General features: G+C 69.9%; 15 protein-coding genes and 1 pseudogene. 10 read left to right on the top strand and 6 right to left on the bottom strand.

From position 1 onward, the window contains the following. The first annotated feature begins 47 nt into the window (after positions 1-47). The 5 genes from AB0I51_RS32285 to AB0I51_RS32305 all read left to right on the top strand — a co-directional run bounded on the left by AB0I51_RS32285 (position 48) and on the right by AB0I51_RS32305 (position 4625). Entirely contained in the window at positions 48-575 is a 528-nt protein-coding gene (locus AB0I51_RS32285; protein WP_362981259.1) for a DUF1453 domain-containing protein, read from the top strand. Beyond that, entirely contained in the window at positions 572-1723 is a 1152-nt protein-coding gene (locus tag AB0I51_RS32290) for a histidine kinase (RefSeq protein ID WP_362981261.1), read from the top strand. The genes AB0I51_RS32285 and AB0I51_RS32290 overlap by 4 nt, the downstream gene beginning before the upstream one ends. Further along, positions 1720-2406: a response regulator transcription factor gene (locus AB0I51_RS32295; RefSeq protein ID WP_362981263.1), complete on the top strand. Its 687-nt coding sequence runs from the start codon at positions 1720-1722 to the stop codon at positions 2404-2406. The genes AB0I51_RS32290 and AB0I51_RS32295 overlap by 4 nt, the downstream gene beginning before the upstream one ends. Before the next feature lie 69 nt (positions 2407-2475). Then, positions 2476-3036: a DUF485 domain-containing protein gene (locus tag AB0I51_RS32300; protein WP_362981265.1), complete on the top strand. Its 561-nt coding sequence runs from the start codon at positions 2476-2478 to the stop codon at positions 3034-3036. Continuing rightward, entirely contained in the window at positions 3033-4625 is a 1593-nt protein-coding gene (locus AB0I51_RS32305) for a cation acetate symporter (RefSeq protein WP_362981267.1), read from the top strand. Before AB0I51_RS32300 ends, AB0I51_RS32305 begins: the two co-directional genes overlap by 4 nt. A gap of 49 nt (positions 4626-4674) precedes the next feature. Here AB0I51_RS32305 and AB0I51_RS32310 read toward each other — a convergent pair whose 3' ends face one another. After that, positions 4675-5367 carry a response regulator gene (locus tag AB0I51_RS32310; protein ID WP_362981269.1) on the bottom strand — a complete coding sequence of 231 codons (693 nt, stop codon included), beginning with the start codon at positions 5365-5367 and terminating at the stop codon, positions 4675-4677. A gap of 159 nt (positions 5368-5526) precedes the next feature. Between AB0I51_RS32310 and AB0I51_RS32315 the strand changes: the two genes are divergently transcribed. The 3 genes from AB0I51_RS32315 to AB0I51_RS32325 all read left to right on the top strand — a co-directional run bounded on the left by AB0I51_RS32315 (position 5527) and on the right by AB0I51_RS32325 (position 8338). Then, positions 5527-6342 carry an ABC transporter ATP-binding protein gene (locus AB0I51_RS32315; protein WP_019072927.1) on the top strand — a complete coding sequence of 272 codons (816 nt, stop codon included), beginning with the start codon at positions 5527-5529 and terminating at the stop codon, positions 6340-6342. After that, positions 6332-7210, top strand: coding sequence for an ABC transporter permease (locus AB0I51_RS32320; RefSeq protein ID WP_362981271.1), 879 nt, complete (start codon positions 6332-6334; stop codon positions 7208-7210). The genes AB0I51_RS32315 and AB0I51_RS32320 overlap by 11 nt, the downstream gene beginning before the upstream one ends. A 75-nt stretch (positions 7211-7285) precedes the next feature. Next, positions 7286-8338: an ABC transporter substrate-binding protein gene (locus AB0I51_RS32325; protein WP_362981273.1), complete on the top strand. Its 1053-nt coding sequence runs from the start codon at positions 7286-7288 to the stop codon at positions 8336-8338. Between the two features lie 13 nt (positions 8339-8351). On the opposite strand, the gene AB0I51_RS32330 is transcribed toward AB0I51_RS32325, so the two are convergent. From AB0I51_RS32330 to AB0I51_RS32345, 4 genes are all read right to left on the bottom strand, one after another. Beyond that, the gene (locus AB0I51_RS32330) at positions 8352-9032 is read right to left on the bottom strand and encodes a response regulator (protein ID WP_362981275.1); all 681 of its coding nucleotides are present in this window, start codon (positions 9030-9032) and stop codon (positions 8352-8354) included. After that, on the bottom strand, positions 9029-10699 hold the full coding sequence (locus AB0I51_RS32335) for a sensor histidine kinase (protein ID WP_362981277.1): 1671 nt from the start codon (positions 10697-10699) through the stop codon (positions 9029-9031). Before AB0I51_RS32335 ends, AB0I51_RS32330 begins: the two co-directional genes overlap by 4 nt. Before the next feature lie 138 nt (positions 10700-10837). Beyond that, positions 10838-11776, bottom strand: coding sequence for a sucrase ferredoxin (locus AB0I51_RS32340; RefSeq protein WP_362981279.1), 939 nt, complete (start codon positions 11774-11776; stop codon positions 10838-10840). A 54-nt stretch (positions 11777-11830) separates the two neighbouring features. Then, positions 11831-13087 (bottom strand): citrate synthase, encoded by a 1257-nt coding sequence (locus tag AB0I51_RS32345; protein ID WP_362981281.1) that lies wholly within the window; start codon positions 13085-13087, stop codon positions 11831-11833. A gap of 97 nt (positions 13088-13184) precedes the next feature. Here AB0I51_RS32345 and AB0I51_RS32350 point away from each other — a divergent pair. Next, positions 13185-13307, top strand: a pseudogene (locus AB0I51_RS32350) (citrate synthase/methylcitrate synthase); the annotation flags it as partial. 369 nt (positions 13308-13676) lie between these two features. Here AB0I51_RS32350 and AB0I51_RS32355 read toward each other — a convergent pair. Beyond that, a complete protein-coding gene (locus tag AB0I51_RS32355) occupies positions 13677-14108 on the bottom strand; it encodes an ATP-binding protein (RefSeq protein WP_362981283.1) in 432 nt (143 codons plus the stop codon). 283 nt (positions 14109-14391) lie between these two features. Here AB0I51_RS32355 and AB0I51_RS32360 point away from each other — a divergent pair, with 283 nt between their 5' ends. Beyond that, positions 14392-14691: a hypothetical protein gene (locus tag AB0I51_RS32360; protein WP_362981285.1), complete on the top strand. Its 300-nt coding sequence runs from the start codon at positions 14392-14394 to the stop codon at positions 14689-14691. The last annotated feature ends 12 nt before the right edge of the window (positions 14692-14703 follow it).

Consider the following 14703-nt stretch of genomic DNA (forward strand, 5'->3'; position numbering starts at 1 on the left):
TCGGCAGCGCTCGCGGCCGACATCCCCTTCCGCTCACGGAGGCTCTGATGTCCGGGCTCGTCAACGCACTGGTGATCGTGGCCGTCGCCGCCCTGGTGATCGTGCGACAGTTCAGCGCTCGCCAGATCGGGACCGACCGGCGCTGGTGGCTCCTCCCCGCCGTCCTCTCGGTCGTCGCCCTCCGCGAGCCCGGCATACTCGACGCGCACCACCACACCGAATCGGCCCTCCTGCTCGGCGTCGAGCTGCTCATCGCGCTGGCCACCGGAGCCGGCTGGGCCTGGACCACACGCCTGTGGGCCGAGACGGACGGTTCAGTCTGGAGCAAGAGCACCAAGGCGAGCGGCGGCGTCTGGATCGTCGGGATAGCCCTGCGCGTCGGCCTCAGCGCCCTGGGCGCGCTGATCGGCGTGCACCAGAACAGCTCCGCCGCCCTGATGCTCGGCCTCGCGGCGACGCTGCTGGTCCGCTCCGGCGTCCTGACCTGGCGGGCCCAGTCCTTCACCGGGACGGCCGGATCCGCTGCGGCGTACGGTTTCGGCATGGCGCCGCCCGCCCGGAAGGAGCGCGCGTGACGGAGAACGCGTGGACGCGCTGGCCCTCGCGGGAGGCGCTGAGCCGAGCAGGCGTCTCACGGCCCCGGCGTCTGCTCGCCTGGGCCGTCCGGCTGCTGGTGATCGGCATGCTGCTGTGGGGCGCCTTCACCGGCCACCACCTCCACGGCTGGGCCCTCGCCGGCGGCATTGCCGGAATCCTCGTGACCGCAGCCCTCGCCTGGGGCTTCTGGCGCACCACCCTCGCCCACAGACTCTGGCCGTCGCTGGCACTCATCGCCGCGCTCCTCGGAATCGCCATAGCGGGACAGGCGGCCGACTTCACCGTCCCGGCTCTCGTCGTCTGGTGCGGCTGCGCGGTCAGCTCGCTGGAGAGGCTGCCCATCGCCGTCGCGCTGCCCGTGACATCGGTCTCCCTCGCGACCTTCGCCGCGGTCAACAAGGACGTGTGGCTGACCACCGCGGTCACGACGGCCGGACTCGCCCTCGCCGGATACACGCTCCGCCTTGACGCCGAGGCGCGGGGCAACGCCCAGCGGCTGCTCGCCCAGGAACGCATGGCCCGCGCGGCCGAGGCGGAGTCGGCCGCGCTGGCGGAGCGGGCCCGTATAGCCCGGGAGATCCACGATGTGCTGGCACACAGCCTCTCGGCCCAGCTCGTGCACCTGGAGGCGGCCCGGCTGCTCATCGAGCGGGGCGCCGACCGGGAGACGATTCTCGAACGGGTCGCGGCCGCACGGGGAATGGCCCGGGACGGCCTCGCCGAGACCCGGCAGGCCCTGTCCGCGCTGCGGGGTGAGATGACCCCGCTGGAGGACTTCCTGACCGAGATCGTCGCTACGACCGCCGGTGCGGAGGTCACCGTTACGGGTGATCGGCGGCAGCTCTCGGCCGAGGCCTCGCAGGCCGTGCGCAGGGTGGCGCAGGAGGCCCTGACGAACGTCCGCAAGCATGCACCGGGCGCCAAGGTGCTGCTGCGGCTGGAGTACGGCGAGCACGAAGTGAGGCTGGACGTACGGGACTCGGGCGGTTCGCCCGGTGAACTGACCGGTGCGGGAGGTGGGTACGGTCTCCTGGGCATGCGGGAACGCGCCGAGTTGCTGGGCGGTTCACTGCGGGCCGGGCCGGAGGAGGAGGGATTCGTGGTGACGCTGAAGGTGCCCGCATGACGGAGGAGGCCGTGAAGAAGCCCGCGCGGGTCGTGGTCGCGGACGACCAGACCGTCGTACGGGAAGGCATCGTGATGCTGCTGGGACTGCTTTCCGGGATCGAGGTCGTCGGCGCCGCGGGCGACGGGGACGAGGCGGTGCGGCTCGTCGCCGAACTCGCCCCGGACGTGGTCCTGATGGACCTGCGCATGCCCCGCTGCGACGGTGTCGAGGCGACCCGGCGGATCCGTGCGGAGCATCCCGGAACGCAGGTCGTGGTGCTCACGACCTTCGCGGACGACGCGTCACTCTTCCCGGCGCTGCGCGCGGGGGCCCGCGGTTACCTCACCAAGGACGCGGGCGGCGACGAGATCGTACGGGCCGTGGAGAGCGTGCTCTCCGGGGACGCGGGCCTGTCGCCGAGCATCCAACGGCGGCTGCTGGAACGCCTGTCGGACCCCGGGCCGCAGGCCTCGCCGGGTCCCGCCGAGCCGCCGGACGGGCTCACCACGCGGGAGACCGAGGTGCTGGTGCTGATCGCCGAGGGGCTTACCAACCAGGAGATCGCCCGCAAACTGCACGTCTCCACGGCGACCGTGAAGACCCACATCAACAACATGTTCGCCAAGACGGGCCTCAAGGACCGTGCGCAGGCGGTGCGTTACGCCTACGGGAAGGGACTGGTGCGGCCACCAGCGGGTTGAGTCACCTGATGGGGTGAAGACCCGGGAGAAGAAGAGTCGGGGATCTTCCCGTTCTGTCCATCCTTGGGCATGCAGTCAAGCAACGGTCGTCCCCGCGGTGGCGCGAGTGGTCACGAGGGTCCGGCCGAGAACCACGAAGGTCGTGACCTGACCCCCGCAGAGGCATCCGGAAAGGTGAGGTACCACGACCCGTGGTACGACGCACTCGCGTCCGGCTGGGGCGAGTTGGACGGCACGGGGGCGCCTGCTCCCGAGGTGCCTGCCGCGCGCAGGGAGGACGGGGAACCGGTGCTGCGGGCCGGGGACGTGTATCTCGACGTGCAGCGCAGTGCGGCCTTCCAGGAGGTGCGCAGCCGGTATCTGAGGTTCGTGGTGCCGGGCATGGTCGTCTTCCTCGCCTGGTACGTGGCGTACGTGGTGGCCGCGACGACCGCGCCCGGGCTGATGGCCCGGCCGGTGGCGGGTGCCGTGAACGTGGGGATGGTCGCGGGGCTCGGGCAGTTCCTCACCACGTTCCTGCTGACCTGGGCGTACGCCCGCCATGCGCGGCTGCGCAGGGACCGGGCCGCGCTTGAACTGCGGTGGGACACCCAGGAACTGACGCGTGGTGTGCGAGGCGGTGTTCTGTGACCGGCAATCATCAGACGCTGGCGTTGCTGCTGTTCAGCGGGTTCGTCGCCGTCACCCTGGGGATCACGACCTGGGTGAGCCGCAACCGGCACGGTTCGGCGGAGGAGTTCTACGCGGGCGGGCGGCTCTTCTCCCCGATGGAGAATGGTTTTGCCATCGCGGGCGACTACATGTCGGCCGCCTCCTTCCTCGGTGTCACCGGGCTCATCGCGCTGTACGGCTACGACGGCATGCTGTACGTGGTGGGCTTCCTCGTCGCCTGGCTCGTGGTGCTGTTCCTGGTCGCCGAACTGGTGCGCAACTGCGGGCGGTTCACGCTCGCCGACGTGGTCGCCGCGCGGATGAGCGAGCGGCCCGTGCGGATCGCGGCGGGAACTTCCTCGGTCACCGTGTCCGTTCTGTATCTGGTGGCACAGATGGTGGGCGCCGGCAGTCTGGTGTCGCTGCTGCTGGGCGGGACGAGCCCGGCCGCGCGCGCGTGGACCGTCATCGGAGTCGGCGCGCTCATGGTGATCTATGTGTCGTTGGGAGGGATGCGGGCCACCACCTGGATCCAGATCGTCAAGGCGGTCCTGCTGCTGAGCACCACCGTCGCGCTGACGGTGCTGGTGCTGGTGCGCTTCCACGGGAACATCGACCAGCTGCTGCTCACCGCGGCCGACCGCAGCGGTCACGGCCTGTCGTTTCTTGCGCCGGGGCTCAAGTACGGCGGGGACTGGACCGCGCGGTTCGACTTCATGAGCCTGGGCCTGGCGCTCGTGCTGGGGACGGCCGGACTGCCGCACATCCTGTCCCGCTTCTACACCGTGCCCACCGCGCGGGCCGCGCGCCGTTCGGTGGTGTGGTCGATCGGGCTCGTCGGCGGCTTCTACCTGATGATGATCGTGCTCGGCTTCGCCGCGGCCGCCGTCGTCGGACCGGAAGCACTCAAGAAGTCGAACGCGGCGGGGAACACCGCGGTCCCACTGCTGGCACTCGACCTGGGTGGCGGCGCCGACTCCACGGGAGGCACGGTCCTGTTCGCGATCGTCGCCGCCGTGGCCTTCGCCACGATCCTCGCGGTGGTCGCCGGGATCACGCTGGCCTCCTCGGCATCCGTGGCCCACGACCTCTATGCGTCGCTGCGGCGCCGGCGGGCCAAGCCGTACAGCGAGGTCGCGGTGGCGCGGACGGCGGCGGTCGGCATCGGGGTGGTCGCTATCGCGCTGGGCCTGCTCGCCAGGGATCTCAACGTCGCCTTCCTGGTGGGCCTCGCCTTCGCCGTCGCCGCCTCCGCGAACCTCCCGGTGCTGCTCTACTCCCTGTTCTGGCGCGGCTTCACCACCCGCGGCGCCGTCTGGGCCGTATACGGCGGGCTGATCCCCGCGCTGGCCCTCGTGCTGCTCTCGCCGGTCGTGTCGGGCAGCCCCGATTCACTGTTCCCGGGCGTCGACTTCCAGTTCTTCCCGCTCCAGAACCCCGGCCTCGTCTCGATCCCGCTGGGCTTCCTGTCCGGCTGGCTCGGCACGGTCACCTCGCCGGAGATCCCGGACGAGGCCAAACACGCGGAGACCGAGGTACGGGCACTGACGGGGGCGGGGGCCGTGTAACGGGGTCGCCCACCGCCGTCGTACGGAAGCCGCTGCCGACTCCACGCGGCTACGGCGCCACCCAGGCGTAGCGGTGTTCGGGGCGGCCCGTGTCGCCGTACTTGAGGGAGAGGCGGAGACGGCCGGCCTGTTCCAGGTGGCGGAGGTAGCGCTGTGCCGTGGAGCGGCTCAGGCCGGTCTCGGCGGCGACCTCGTGGGCCGAGAGCGCGTGGCCGGCGCGGTGCAGGACGCCGCAGATCAGGTCGGTGGTCGGTTCCGAGTGGCCGCTCGGCAGACCGGGGGAGGCCGGCGCGGTGGTCGTACGCAGGGCGCCGAAGATGCGGTCGACCTGCTCCTGGCCGGCGATGCCGCGCCCGCCGACGCGGTCGACGGTGCGGCGCAGGGCGGCGTACGAGTCCAGACGGGTGCGCAGGGCGGCGAAGGTGAACGGCTTGACCAGGTAGTGCAGGGCGCCCAGGCGCATCGCCCGCTGCACGGTCGTCACATCGCTGGCCGCCGTGATCATGATGACGTCGGTCGTGTGGCCCTGTTGCCGCATGCGGTGGACGAGTTCGAGACCCGTCTGGTCGGGCAGGTAATGGTCGAGCAGTACGAGGTCGATGGCTCCGCGTTCCACGGTGGCCAGTGCCTGCGCAGCGCTGTGTGCGCGGGCGGCGACCCGGAAACCGGGAACCTTCCCCACGTACTTCGCGTTGATCTCGGCGACGCGGAAGTCGTCGTCCACGACCATGACGTCAATCATTGGGCCTCTTTCCTCAAGGCCAGGCGAGCGTTAAGCCCGTGTTTCGGCTCCGCAGTTGTAGCGCGAGCAAAACGAGCACAACAGGCTCTTGCGAGCAAAAGAACGGCTTGCGCCCAGAAGACTCCTGTTGTGGTCCGGGCCACATCTACGGTCCCGGCCATGAGCGCAGACACCAGCCCCGCCATCGAGCTGCGGGGCGCGAGCAAGACCTTCAGGACCCCGTCGGGGGGTCTGCACACGGCCGTACGGGGGCTTGATCTCACCGTAGGACGTGGCGAGTTCGTGGCGGTCGTCGGCCCCACGGGCTGCGGCAAGTCGACCACGCTGACCCTCGTCAGCGGACTGGAAGAGCCCTCCGAGGGCGATGTGCTGGTGGCCGGGGAGCCCGTGTCCGGCGTCGGCGACAAGGTCGGTTTCGTCTTCCAGCAGGACGCCACCTTCCCCTGGCGCACGGTCCTCTCCAACGTCATGGCGGGCCCGCGCTTCCGCGGCGTACCGAAGGCGGAGGCCAAGGCGAAGGCGCGTGAGTGGCTGGCCCGGGTCGGGCTCTCCGCCTTCGAGGACCGCTATCCGCACCAGCTCTCCGGCGGTATGCGCAAGCGCGTCGCGCTCGCCGCGACCTTCGTCAACGACCCCGAGATCCTGCTGATGGACGAGCCGTTCTCGGCGCTCGACGTGCAGACCAGGGCACTGATGTCGGACGAGCTCCTGGAGCTGTGGGAGGGCACCGGCGCCTCGGTCGTTTTCGTCACCCACGACCTGGAGGAGTCCATCGCGCTGGCCGACAAGGTCGTCGTGATGACCGCGGGGCCGGCCACCGTGAAGCAGGTCTTCGACATCGACCTGCCGCGGCCCCGCAAGGTCGAATCCGTGCGCCTGGAGCCGCGGTTCATCGAGATCTACCGCGAGATCTGGGAATCCCTCGGCGAAGAGGTCCGCATCACGCGCGAGAGGGGTGCGGCCAATGTCGCCTGACGTGATACCCGAGGACCGGGTCGTGCCGACCGCGGTCGAGCCCGGCGGCAAGACGGACCGCGCCCATTCACGCGCGCGTGCCGCCCGTAAACGCAAGCTCGGTGTCGGGGCGGCGAGAGTGCTGCTCCTGGTCGCCGTGCTCGGTCTGTGGGAGGCGCTCTCCCGGGCCAAGGTCATCGATCCGTTCAACTTCTCGATGCCTTCGAAGATCTGGGACCAGATCTGGACCTGGGTGATGCACGGGACCGCGCTCGGCTCCCTGGGGGAGCAGATCTGGTTCACGCTCCAGGAGGCGCTGCTCGGCTGGATCATCGGTGTGATCGCCGGTGTCGTGTTCGGTATCGCGCTGGGGCGGATCGCGTTCCTCGCCGATGTGCTTGGTCCATACATCAAGGTGCTCAACTCCATACCGAGGATCGTCCTCGCGCCCATCTTCATGATCTGGTTCGGACTCGGACCGGCCTCCAAGGTCGCCTCCGCCGTGGTGCTCGTCTTCTTCCCGGTGTTCTTCAACGCCTTCCAGGGCACCCGCGAGGTCGACCGCAACCTGGTCGCCAACGCCCGCATCCTGGGCGCGAGCGACCGCAAGGTGACCCTCCAGGTGGTCATCCCGTCCGCCACCTCCTGGATCTTCACCAGCCTCCACGTCAGCTTCGGCTTCGCCCTCATCGGCGCGATCGTCGGCGAGTACATCGGCGCGACCAAGGGCATCGGCCTGCTCGTCGCGCAGTCCCAGGGCACCTTCAACGCGGCCGGTGTGTACGCCGCGATGGTGATCCTCGCGGTCGTCGCCCTCGTGGCCGAAGGGCTTCTCACCTTCGCCGAGAACCGCATCTTCCGCTGGAAGCCGTCGGGCTCCGACAGCTGAACCGCCCCTCGCGGCAACCCCGTTGAAGAGTCCCCTTCCTCTCCACCCCGCACCCTCACAAGGACGTGAACCGCCATGCGCAAGACCGCCAGATACGCCGCCCTGGCCGCCTCGGGCCTGCTCGCCCTCGCCTCGCTCACCGCCTGTGCCAACGACGCGGCTTCCACCGCCTCCACCAGCAAGGGCGACGGCAAGGGCGTGAAGGTCAAGATCATGGTCGGTGGCCTGGACAAGGTCATCTACCTGCCCGCGATGCTCACCCAGCGACTCGGCTACTTCGACTCCGAGGGCCTCGACGTCGAGCTGCTGAGTGAACCGGCCGGCGTCCAGGCCGAGACCGCGCTCGTCTCCGGGCAGGTCCAGGGAGCCGTCGGCTTCTACGACCACACGCTCGACCTCCAGGTGAAGGGCAAGTCGGTCGAGTCCGTGGTGCAGTTCTCGCAGGCGCCCGGCGAGGTGGAGGTTGTCTCCACCAAGGCGGCCGGGAAGGTCAAGTCGGCAAAAGACTTCAAGGGCAAGAAGCTCGGCGTGACCGGCCTCGGCTCCTCCACCGACTTCCTCACCAAATACCTCGCCGTCAAGAACGGCGTCAACGTCAGTGACTTCACCCCGGTGGCCGTGGGCGCGGGACCGACCTTCGTCGCCGCGCTCCAACAGGGCTCCATCGACGCCGGCATGACGACCGACCCGACCGTCGCCACGATCCTCGACAAGAAGGCCGGCACGATCCTCGTCGACATGCGGACGCCCGAGGGCTCGCAGGCGGCGCTCGGCGGGCCGTACCCCTCGTCAAGTCTGTACATGCAGACGGACTGGGTGAACAGCCACAAGTCCACTGTGCAGAAGATGGTCAATGCATTCGTCAAGACCCTCAAGTGGATGTCCACGCACAGTGCCACCGAGATCGCCGACAAGATGCCCGCCGACTACTCCCAGGGCAACAAGACCCTCTACGCCACCGCGATCAAGAGCACGCTGCCGATGTTCACCAAGGACGGCGTGATGCCGGCCAACGGTCCGGAGACGGTCGAGAAGGTGCTCAAGGCGTTCAACCCCACCATCAAGAACGCCGACGTGGACCTCGACAAGACGTACACGACGGAGTTCGTGAAGAACGCGACAGGCTGACCGGCCGTGCCGCTCAGGCGCGGGTCGCCCACACATACCGGTGTTCGGGGCGGCCCGCGTCGCCGTATTTCAGCGTCAGCCTGGCCCGTCCCGTGCGCTCCAGGAGCTTCAGATAGCGCTGGGCGGTCTGCCGGCTCACCCCGGTGCGGTCGGCGATCTCCTGGGCGGACAGGGGGCCTTCGGCGTTCATCAGGGACTGGCGCACCAGTTCCGCGGTGGTGGGGGAGTGGCCTTTGGGCAGGCCGGGCTCCGACGGCGCGGACAGGGCGCCGAAGATGCGGTCCACCTCGGCCTGTTCGGCCTCGCCGCCGCCGTCGAGGGTACGGCGCAGTTCGGCGTACGCCTCCAGCTTGGCCCGCAGGCCGGCGAAGGCGAACGGCTTCACCAGGTACTGCAACGCGCCCTGCCGCATCGCCGCCTGTACGGTCGTCACGTCCCGGGCAGCCGTCACCATGATCACGTCGGTCTGGTGGCCGCGCCTGCGCATCTCCTGGACGACCGCCAGGCCCGTCTCGTCGGGCAGGTAGTGGTCCAGCAGGACCAGGTCCAGGCGGGGCAGCGTCTCCAACTGGCGCAGCGCATCGGCCGCGTTGTGAGCCTCGCCGGCCACGTGGAAGCCCGGCACCTTCTCGACGTAGGCGGCGTTGACCCGGGCGACCCGGGTGTCGTCGTCGACGACCAGGACCTCGATCACCGCGAGTCCTCCTCGGCGACGTTCTCCCCGGAGGCGGCGAGAGCTGGTTCCAGGTCCGGTTCGGTCAGCGCCTCGGGCAGCACGACCACGAACTCCGCGCCCCCGCCGAGCGCCTCCGCCGCCACCGCGCTGCCGCCCTGCCGTTCGGCGAGCCGACGCACCAGGGAGAGGCCGATCCCGCGCTTGCCGTGGGCCGGGGGCTTCTTCGTGGACCACCCCTCCGTGAAGATCAACTCCCGTTGTTCCTCCGGGATTCCGGGCCCCGTGTCCCGCACCCGGAGCACCGCCGTCCGCCCTTCCGTCCGCAATTCGACCTCCACGCGCGCGTGCGGTGTGCCTCCGACGGCGTCGAGCGCGTTGTCCACCAGGTTGCCGACCACCGTGACCAACCCCCGCGGGTCGATCAGCCGGTCCGGCAGCCAGGTCCGGTCGGCGATCCACAGGGCGACGCCCCGCTCGGCCGCGACGGTCGCCTTGCCCACCAACAGGGCGGCGAGCAGGGGGTCCTGGATCTTCTCGGTGACCTGTTCGGCGGTGGCCCGGTGATCGCCGACCACCTCTCCGACGAAGTCCACGGCGTCGTCGTACATCTCCAGTTCGAGCAGCCCCAGGAGGGTGTGCATACGGTTGGCGTGCTCGTGGTCCTGGGCACGCAGGGCGTCGATCAGGCCGTGCGTCGAGTCCAACTCCCGGCCGAGCTGCTCCAGTTCGGTGCGGTCGCGCAGGGTGGCGACCGCGCCCCCGTCGTCGGTGGGCATCCGGTTGGTGACCAGGACCCGCTGGCCCCGCACGGCGAGCAGGTCGGTGCCGGTCACCCGGCCGGCCAGGACGTCGGTCGTACGACCTTCGCCGAGCGCCTCGTCCAGGGAGTGGCCGACCGCCTCGTCACCGATGCCCAGCAGCCGCCGTGCCTCGTCGTTCAGGAGCCGTATGCGGCCCGCGCGGTCCAGGGCGACGACGCCCTCCCGGATGCCGTGCAGCATCGCCTCGCGCTCCGAGAGCAGCGCCGAGATGTCCGAGAAGGCAAGGTCCCGGGTCTGCCGCTGGACCCTCCGGGAGATCAGCCAGGCCGCCAGCGCGCCGACGGCGAGCGCGCCCCCGGCGTACGCCAGCAGCCCGGGGATCGCGCTGATCAGCTGTGCCCGGACGCTGTCGTACTTGATGCCCACGGACACGGCCCCGATGATCGTGCCGTGGGCGTCGCGCATGGGCACCTTGCCGCGGGCCGAGCGGCCCAGGGTGCCCTTGTCGATCTCCTTGACCTCCTGACCGGCCAGGGGCTGGCCGGGAGAGGTCGAGACGAACCGGCCGATCTCGCTCGGAGTCGTGTGCGACCAGCGCACGCCCCGCCAGTCCATCACCACCACGTACTCGGCCTTGGTGGCCTTCCGGATCCGCTCCGCCTCCTTCTGCACGGGCCCGTCCGCGCGCGGAGGGGTGTTCTGGAGGTCCTTGATGATCTGCGGCTGCTGCGCGGTGGTCTGGGCGATGGCCAGGGCGCGGTTCATCGCCTCCTGGTCCAGCTGCTTGCTCAGTGGCGCGAGGAAGAGCCCGGTCGCCAGGACCGCGACTCCCGCGGCGATCGCCAGCTGCATCAGCAGCACCTGCGAGAACACCCGCCGAGGCAGCCCGAGGCGACGGCGGCGTGCGAGAGGGGTGGGGCTCATACCCACGAAGGTACGTGGCGGGACCGGACCCGCCCTAGGGGTGTGGTGTGGATCTCTTGACCAATTCTTGGGGAAAGTGGCCTTCAGGAGAGGGCGATTTCCCGTAAAAGCCGGTCGGGTGGCCCGGTGCCGGGCGGGTCAGCCCGCCAGGGCCGTCGTCAGCTCGCGCACCGCCACCACGTCCATCCGCGCCGGTGCGCCGAGAACCGACACCCCACAGCTCTCCGGCCGGGGTGGCAGCGAGGCGCCCTGGGCGACGATCACGCGCCAGTGGCGGCCGTCGGTGTGCGCGACCGTCACCTCCCAGCGGGGCGCGCCGCCGTCCGTCCTTGCGACACTCAGCGCGTCCGCCGCGTACTCGCGCGCCGCCGTCCGCACGGCCAGCTCCGCCGCCTGTCCGGGCCGCTCCCAGGCCGAACCTCCCCGGCAGCCCTCGACGACCACACGACCCTCCTGGACGTCCTGGAGGATCTCCTTGACGGTGTGGGCCCCGACGCGCCCGTACGCATAGCCGTACGGCAGGACGAGCACCGTGGGTGAGAAACGATGGCCCCCCAAGTGGGTGACCTCCCAGGCGCCCTCGACCCCGGAGGCCGCCAGTTCGGCGGCGAGCGGACGGCCCAGGAGCGCGCAGCAGCGGTCGCGCTTGCCGTTGGTGCAGACGAGCGCGAGCGGATCACCGGTGTGGGCCCGCCCGCCGAGCGCCGAGCCGAACGAGCGCGGGTCGCCCGCGCCGAGAGCCGCGAAGTCGAGGCCGAGCAGCTGCCCCGGGTCGGTCGTCGTGGCGCTGTGCAGCCACGCGTTCCCGGGAACGGTGTGGGCCGCGTACACCTGCCGTACCCGCGACGGCGCGAGGTCGGCGTGCCGCCCGGGACGCCGAATGAGCGCGATCCGTACGCCCGTGTTCGCGGCCGCCGTTTCCAGGGCACGCCCCAGCGCGGGGTCCAGGTGGCTCGAAGTGAGCGCTTTGGCACCCCAAGGACCGGGCTGTTCCAGCAGCAGCCAAGTCGTTGCCGTGGCAGCGGTTCCGGAAATGGGCTCGTCGAGGTCCCGAGAGACGGTCGCGCACGTACTCACAGAGGTGAGCCTAACCTGACTTGGCCCGGGGTGACTTCCGGCCGGGTTCGTGTCCTACTCCGGTAGTGGTTGAGGCGGTTTCGGACCGACGTAGTGACCGCTGGGCCGCATGCGGAGCGGGCGCTCCCCGTACTCCTCCAGGGCGTGCGCGATCCAGCCCGCCGTACGGGCGACCGCGAAGATCGTCTCGCCCGCCGTGGAGGGCATCCCGGAGGAGACGGTGAGCACGGCGAGTGCCAGGTCGACGTTGGCGTGCAGCGGGGTGTGGCGGGCCGTGGTGGCGACGATGTCGCGGGCCGCGGCGAGAGCGGGCCCGGCGCCGGGAACGTCCTTCAGGAGGGCGAACAGGGCACGCGCGCGTGGGTCCTCGCCCGGATAGAGCCGGTGACCGAGACCGGGGATACGGCGGCCGGACCGCAGTTCGTCGGCGACCACCGGGGCGGCGCTGCCCTGGTCGAGCACGTCGAGCAGCATCCGGTGCGCCAGACCGCTGGCCGCGCCGTGCAGGGGGCCTTCGAGGACGCCCAGGCCGGAGGAGACGGCCGCGTAGGCGTGCGCGCGGGCCGAGGCGGCGACCCGCACCGCGAGGGTGGACGCGGCCAGGTCGTGGTCGACGAGCAGGCCAAGTGCCGTGTCCAGGACGCCCAGTGAAGCCTCGTCGGCAGGCTGCCCGCTCAGCCGTGCCCACAGGCGGTGGGCGAGCGGACCCTCGTCGAGATGCGTGCGCCGCACCGGTGGCAGGGCGGCCACGAGGGTGGGGACGAGGGTGCGAGCCGTGCCGAGCACGGCGTCCTCGGACAGGTCGAAGCGCAGCGGGTCCGCCGTCGCCGCCGCGATGGCCGCGACCCGCAACCGGTCGGTGGGACCCGCGTGTTCGGGCAGCGCGTCCACGGCGCGGCGGGCGACGGCGACGCTCGCCCGGGGCGCGGTGAACGTGATCCCGGGCCGCAACTCGCCGGTCCACAGCCACTCGGCGATCTCTTCGTAGGAGTGGCGCGCGGCCAGCTCGGTCGCGTCGACGCCCCTGAAGAAGTACCGGTCCTTCTCGATGAGCGTGATCCGGGTCCGTACGGACAGCTCGCCTCCCGACCCCGAACTCCCGGTGCTCTCCCGCCTGTTGCGCCGGGCGAGCGCCTCCACCTCTGTGGCGTCGAAGGTGCTGCCCCGGCCACCGGGGTCGCGCCTGCTGCCCAGCTGCCCGCGACTCACGTACGCGTACACGGTCTCGGGCTTCACGCCGAGCAGTTCGGCGGTCTCCTTGGTGCTCAGCCGTCGCTCGGGGTGACCGGGAGCGGTTTCTTGATCGCGCATGGAGGTCACCGTATCCACTCCTCATTGCATTGATTCAATCAATATTGACAGACATTGAGTCAATCATGGACATTTGAATCAAGTCCAGGGAGGAAACATGTCCGTCAACAGGGCCGCAGCCACTCGTATCGAGGTCCCGCGGGGGCTCGCGGGCGTCGTCGTCACCGACACCCGAATCGGTGACGTCCGGGGGACCGAGGGCTTCTACCACTACCGCCAGTTGTAGCGTCTGATCTCTTGGAATCTCATCTATGCAGGTCAGGGCGTTGACGTGGGGGCGTGGGGTCGAATTGGGGGCGAAAAAGGGCAACGATTACTTCAGTAATCGGCGTTTCTGCAGGCGGGCCAGGACGTGTAGCGGAGTGTCGGCGGAAGTGCGAAGGTCTGCCAGCAGGTTCTTGGTCTGCTGGTGGTACACGAGCTATACGTCGCTGACCAGCGTAAAGCGCGCATCTCTTCGCTCGGATTGGTTCGCTGGCCCGGGAATGGTCCGGATCTTGATCGTGGGCGGTTCATTGACGTCGGTGGGTCTTGCCTGTCCAGGCAGCTTGTTGGGAGCAGTAGATGCCGATCACTGTGGTGGGACCCGTCAGGAAGACCGGGGATTCGGCCGTCGCCGATGGGGTGCCGATGAGCGCGGCAGACCGTGAAAGGGGCACCGGTTGGCCCATAGCAGTCGAAGAACTCGACCGGAGTCAGGTCGATGACCATGGTGCGTGGGGCCGGTGGGACGGCGGGGAGTTTGGGTGAGGGTGCCGCCGAGTTTCGTGGCACGGGTGTGGAGGTTGGCCAGTCCGCGGGTGCGGGTGCGGGTGCGGGTGCGGGTGGGGTCGATGCCACGGCCGTTGTCCGTGACCAGCAGTCTCAGGTGGGTGACGGTGGCCGCGGCGGTGACGTCCACGGTGGTGGCGTGGGCGTGCCGTGCGGTGTCGGTGAGGGCTTCGGTGATTACGGCGAGCAGTTGGTCGGCGATGTCGTTGGCGACCAGGGTGCTGCAGCCCGGACGCCTGAAGTGATGCAACCGATGACGCGTTCGCCCCCGACGGCCGGCAGGCCCAATGCTGGTCCAGGTGGCCCCAGGGCCCGGGCCCTGCACACGGACGCGGACAGTGGTCTTCTCCACATCCTGAGGACAATGCCCGTTGTTCGTTCCATGTCTCCGGGAGAATAAATCGCGTGATCAGGCTCATGTTCGCCGGGATCTTCGCGGATAGAGTCACGGCTCGGTGCGGCCCCGGCGGGGCCCGGGCGAGCGGTGCCAGGAGCTGCCGGGCGGTCGTAGACCGTCGAGGCGAGGAGATCACGTGAGGATCGATGCGAGTCACGGCACGCTGTTCGACAGTCCGAAGGAGTCGCGCGAGCGGGTCATCAAAGCGGTGCGCCACCGCGGTGTGGCTGTTCCGGACCGAGGGTCGAGCTTCTTCATCCATCTCAGCGAGCTGTGCCCGGTCGCGTGTGAGCACTGCATGTACGCGTCGGACCTGACGCGGAAGGCGACGGCGAAGGACTCACTGTCTAGGCCGGAGTTGGATGCGGCCATCGACTTCATCAACGCCTCCTGCTCGGAGAAGCTGAACATCACGGGGGCGGGGAGCCGTTCCTGAAGTTCAAGAGCA

The sequence above is a fragment of the Streptomyces sp. NPDC050549 genome (assembly GCF_040655035.1).
Taxonomy (GTDB): Bacteria; Actinomycetota; Actinomycetes; order Streptomycetales; family Streptomycetaceae; genus Streptomyces.

Coding starts and splice junctions, on each gene's coding strand:
- AB0I51_RS32335 (WP_362981277.1), bottom strand. CDS start 10,699: ATGAGCCCCACCCCTCTCGCACGCCGCCGTCGCCTCGGGCTGCCTCGG.
- AB0I51_RS32295 (WP_362981263.1), top strand. CDS start 1,720: ATGACGGAGGAGGCCGTGAAGAAGCCCGCGCGGGTCGTGGTCGCGGAC.
- AB0I51_RS32300 (WP_362981265.1), top strand. CDS start 2,476: ATGCAGTCAAGCAACGGTCGTCCCCGCGGTGGCGCGAGTGGTCACGAG.
- AB0I51_RS32310 (WP_362981269.1), bottom strand. CDS start 5,367: ATGATTGACGTCATGGTCGTGGACGACGACTTCCGCGTCGCCGAGATC.
- AB0I51_RS32285 (WP_362981259.1), top strand. CDS start 48: ATGTCCGGGCTCGTCAACGCACTGGTGATCGTGGCCGTCGCCGCCCTG.
- AB0I51_RS32345 (WP_362981281.1), bottom strand. CDS start 13,087: ATGCGCGATCAAGAAACCGCTCCCGGTCACCCCGAGCGACGGCTGAGC.
- AB0I51_RS32315 (WP_019072927.1), top strand. CDS start 5,527: ATGAGCGCAGACACCAGCCCCGCCATCGAGCTGCGGGGCGCGAGCAAG.
- AB0I51_RS32320 (WP_362981271.1), top strand. CDS start 6,332: ATGTCGCCTGACGTGATACCCGAGGACCGGGTCGTGCCGACCGCGGTC.
- AB0I51_RS32325 (WP_362981273.1), top strand. CDS start 7,286: ATGCGCAAGACCGCCAGATACGCCGCCCTGGCCGCCTCGGGCCTGCTC.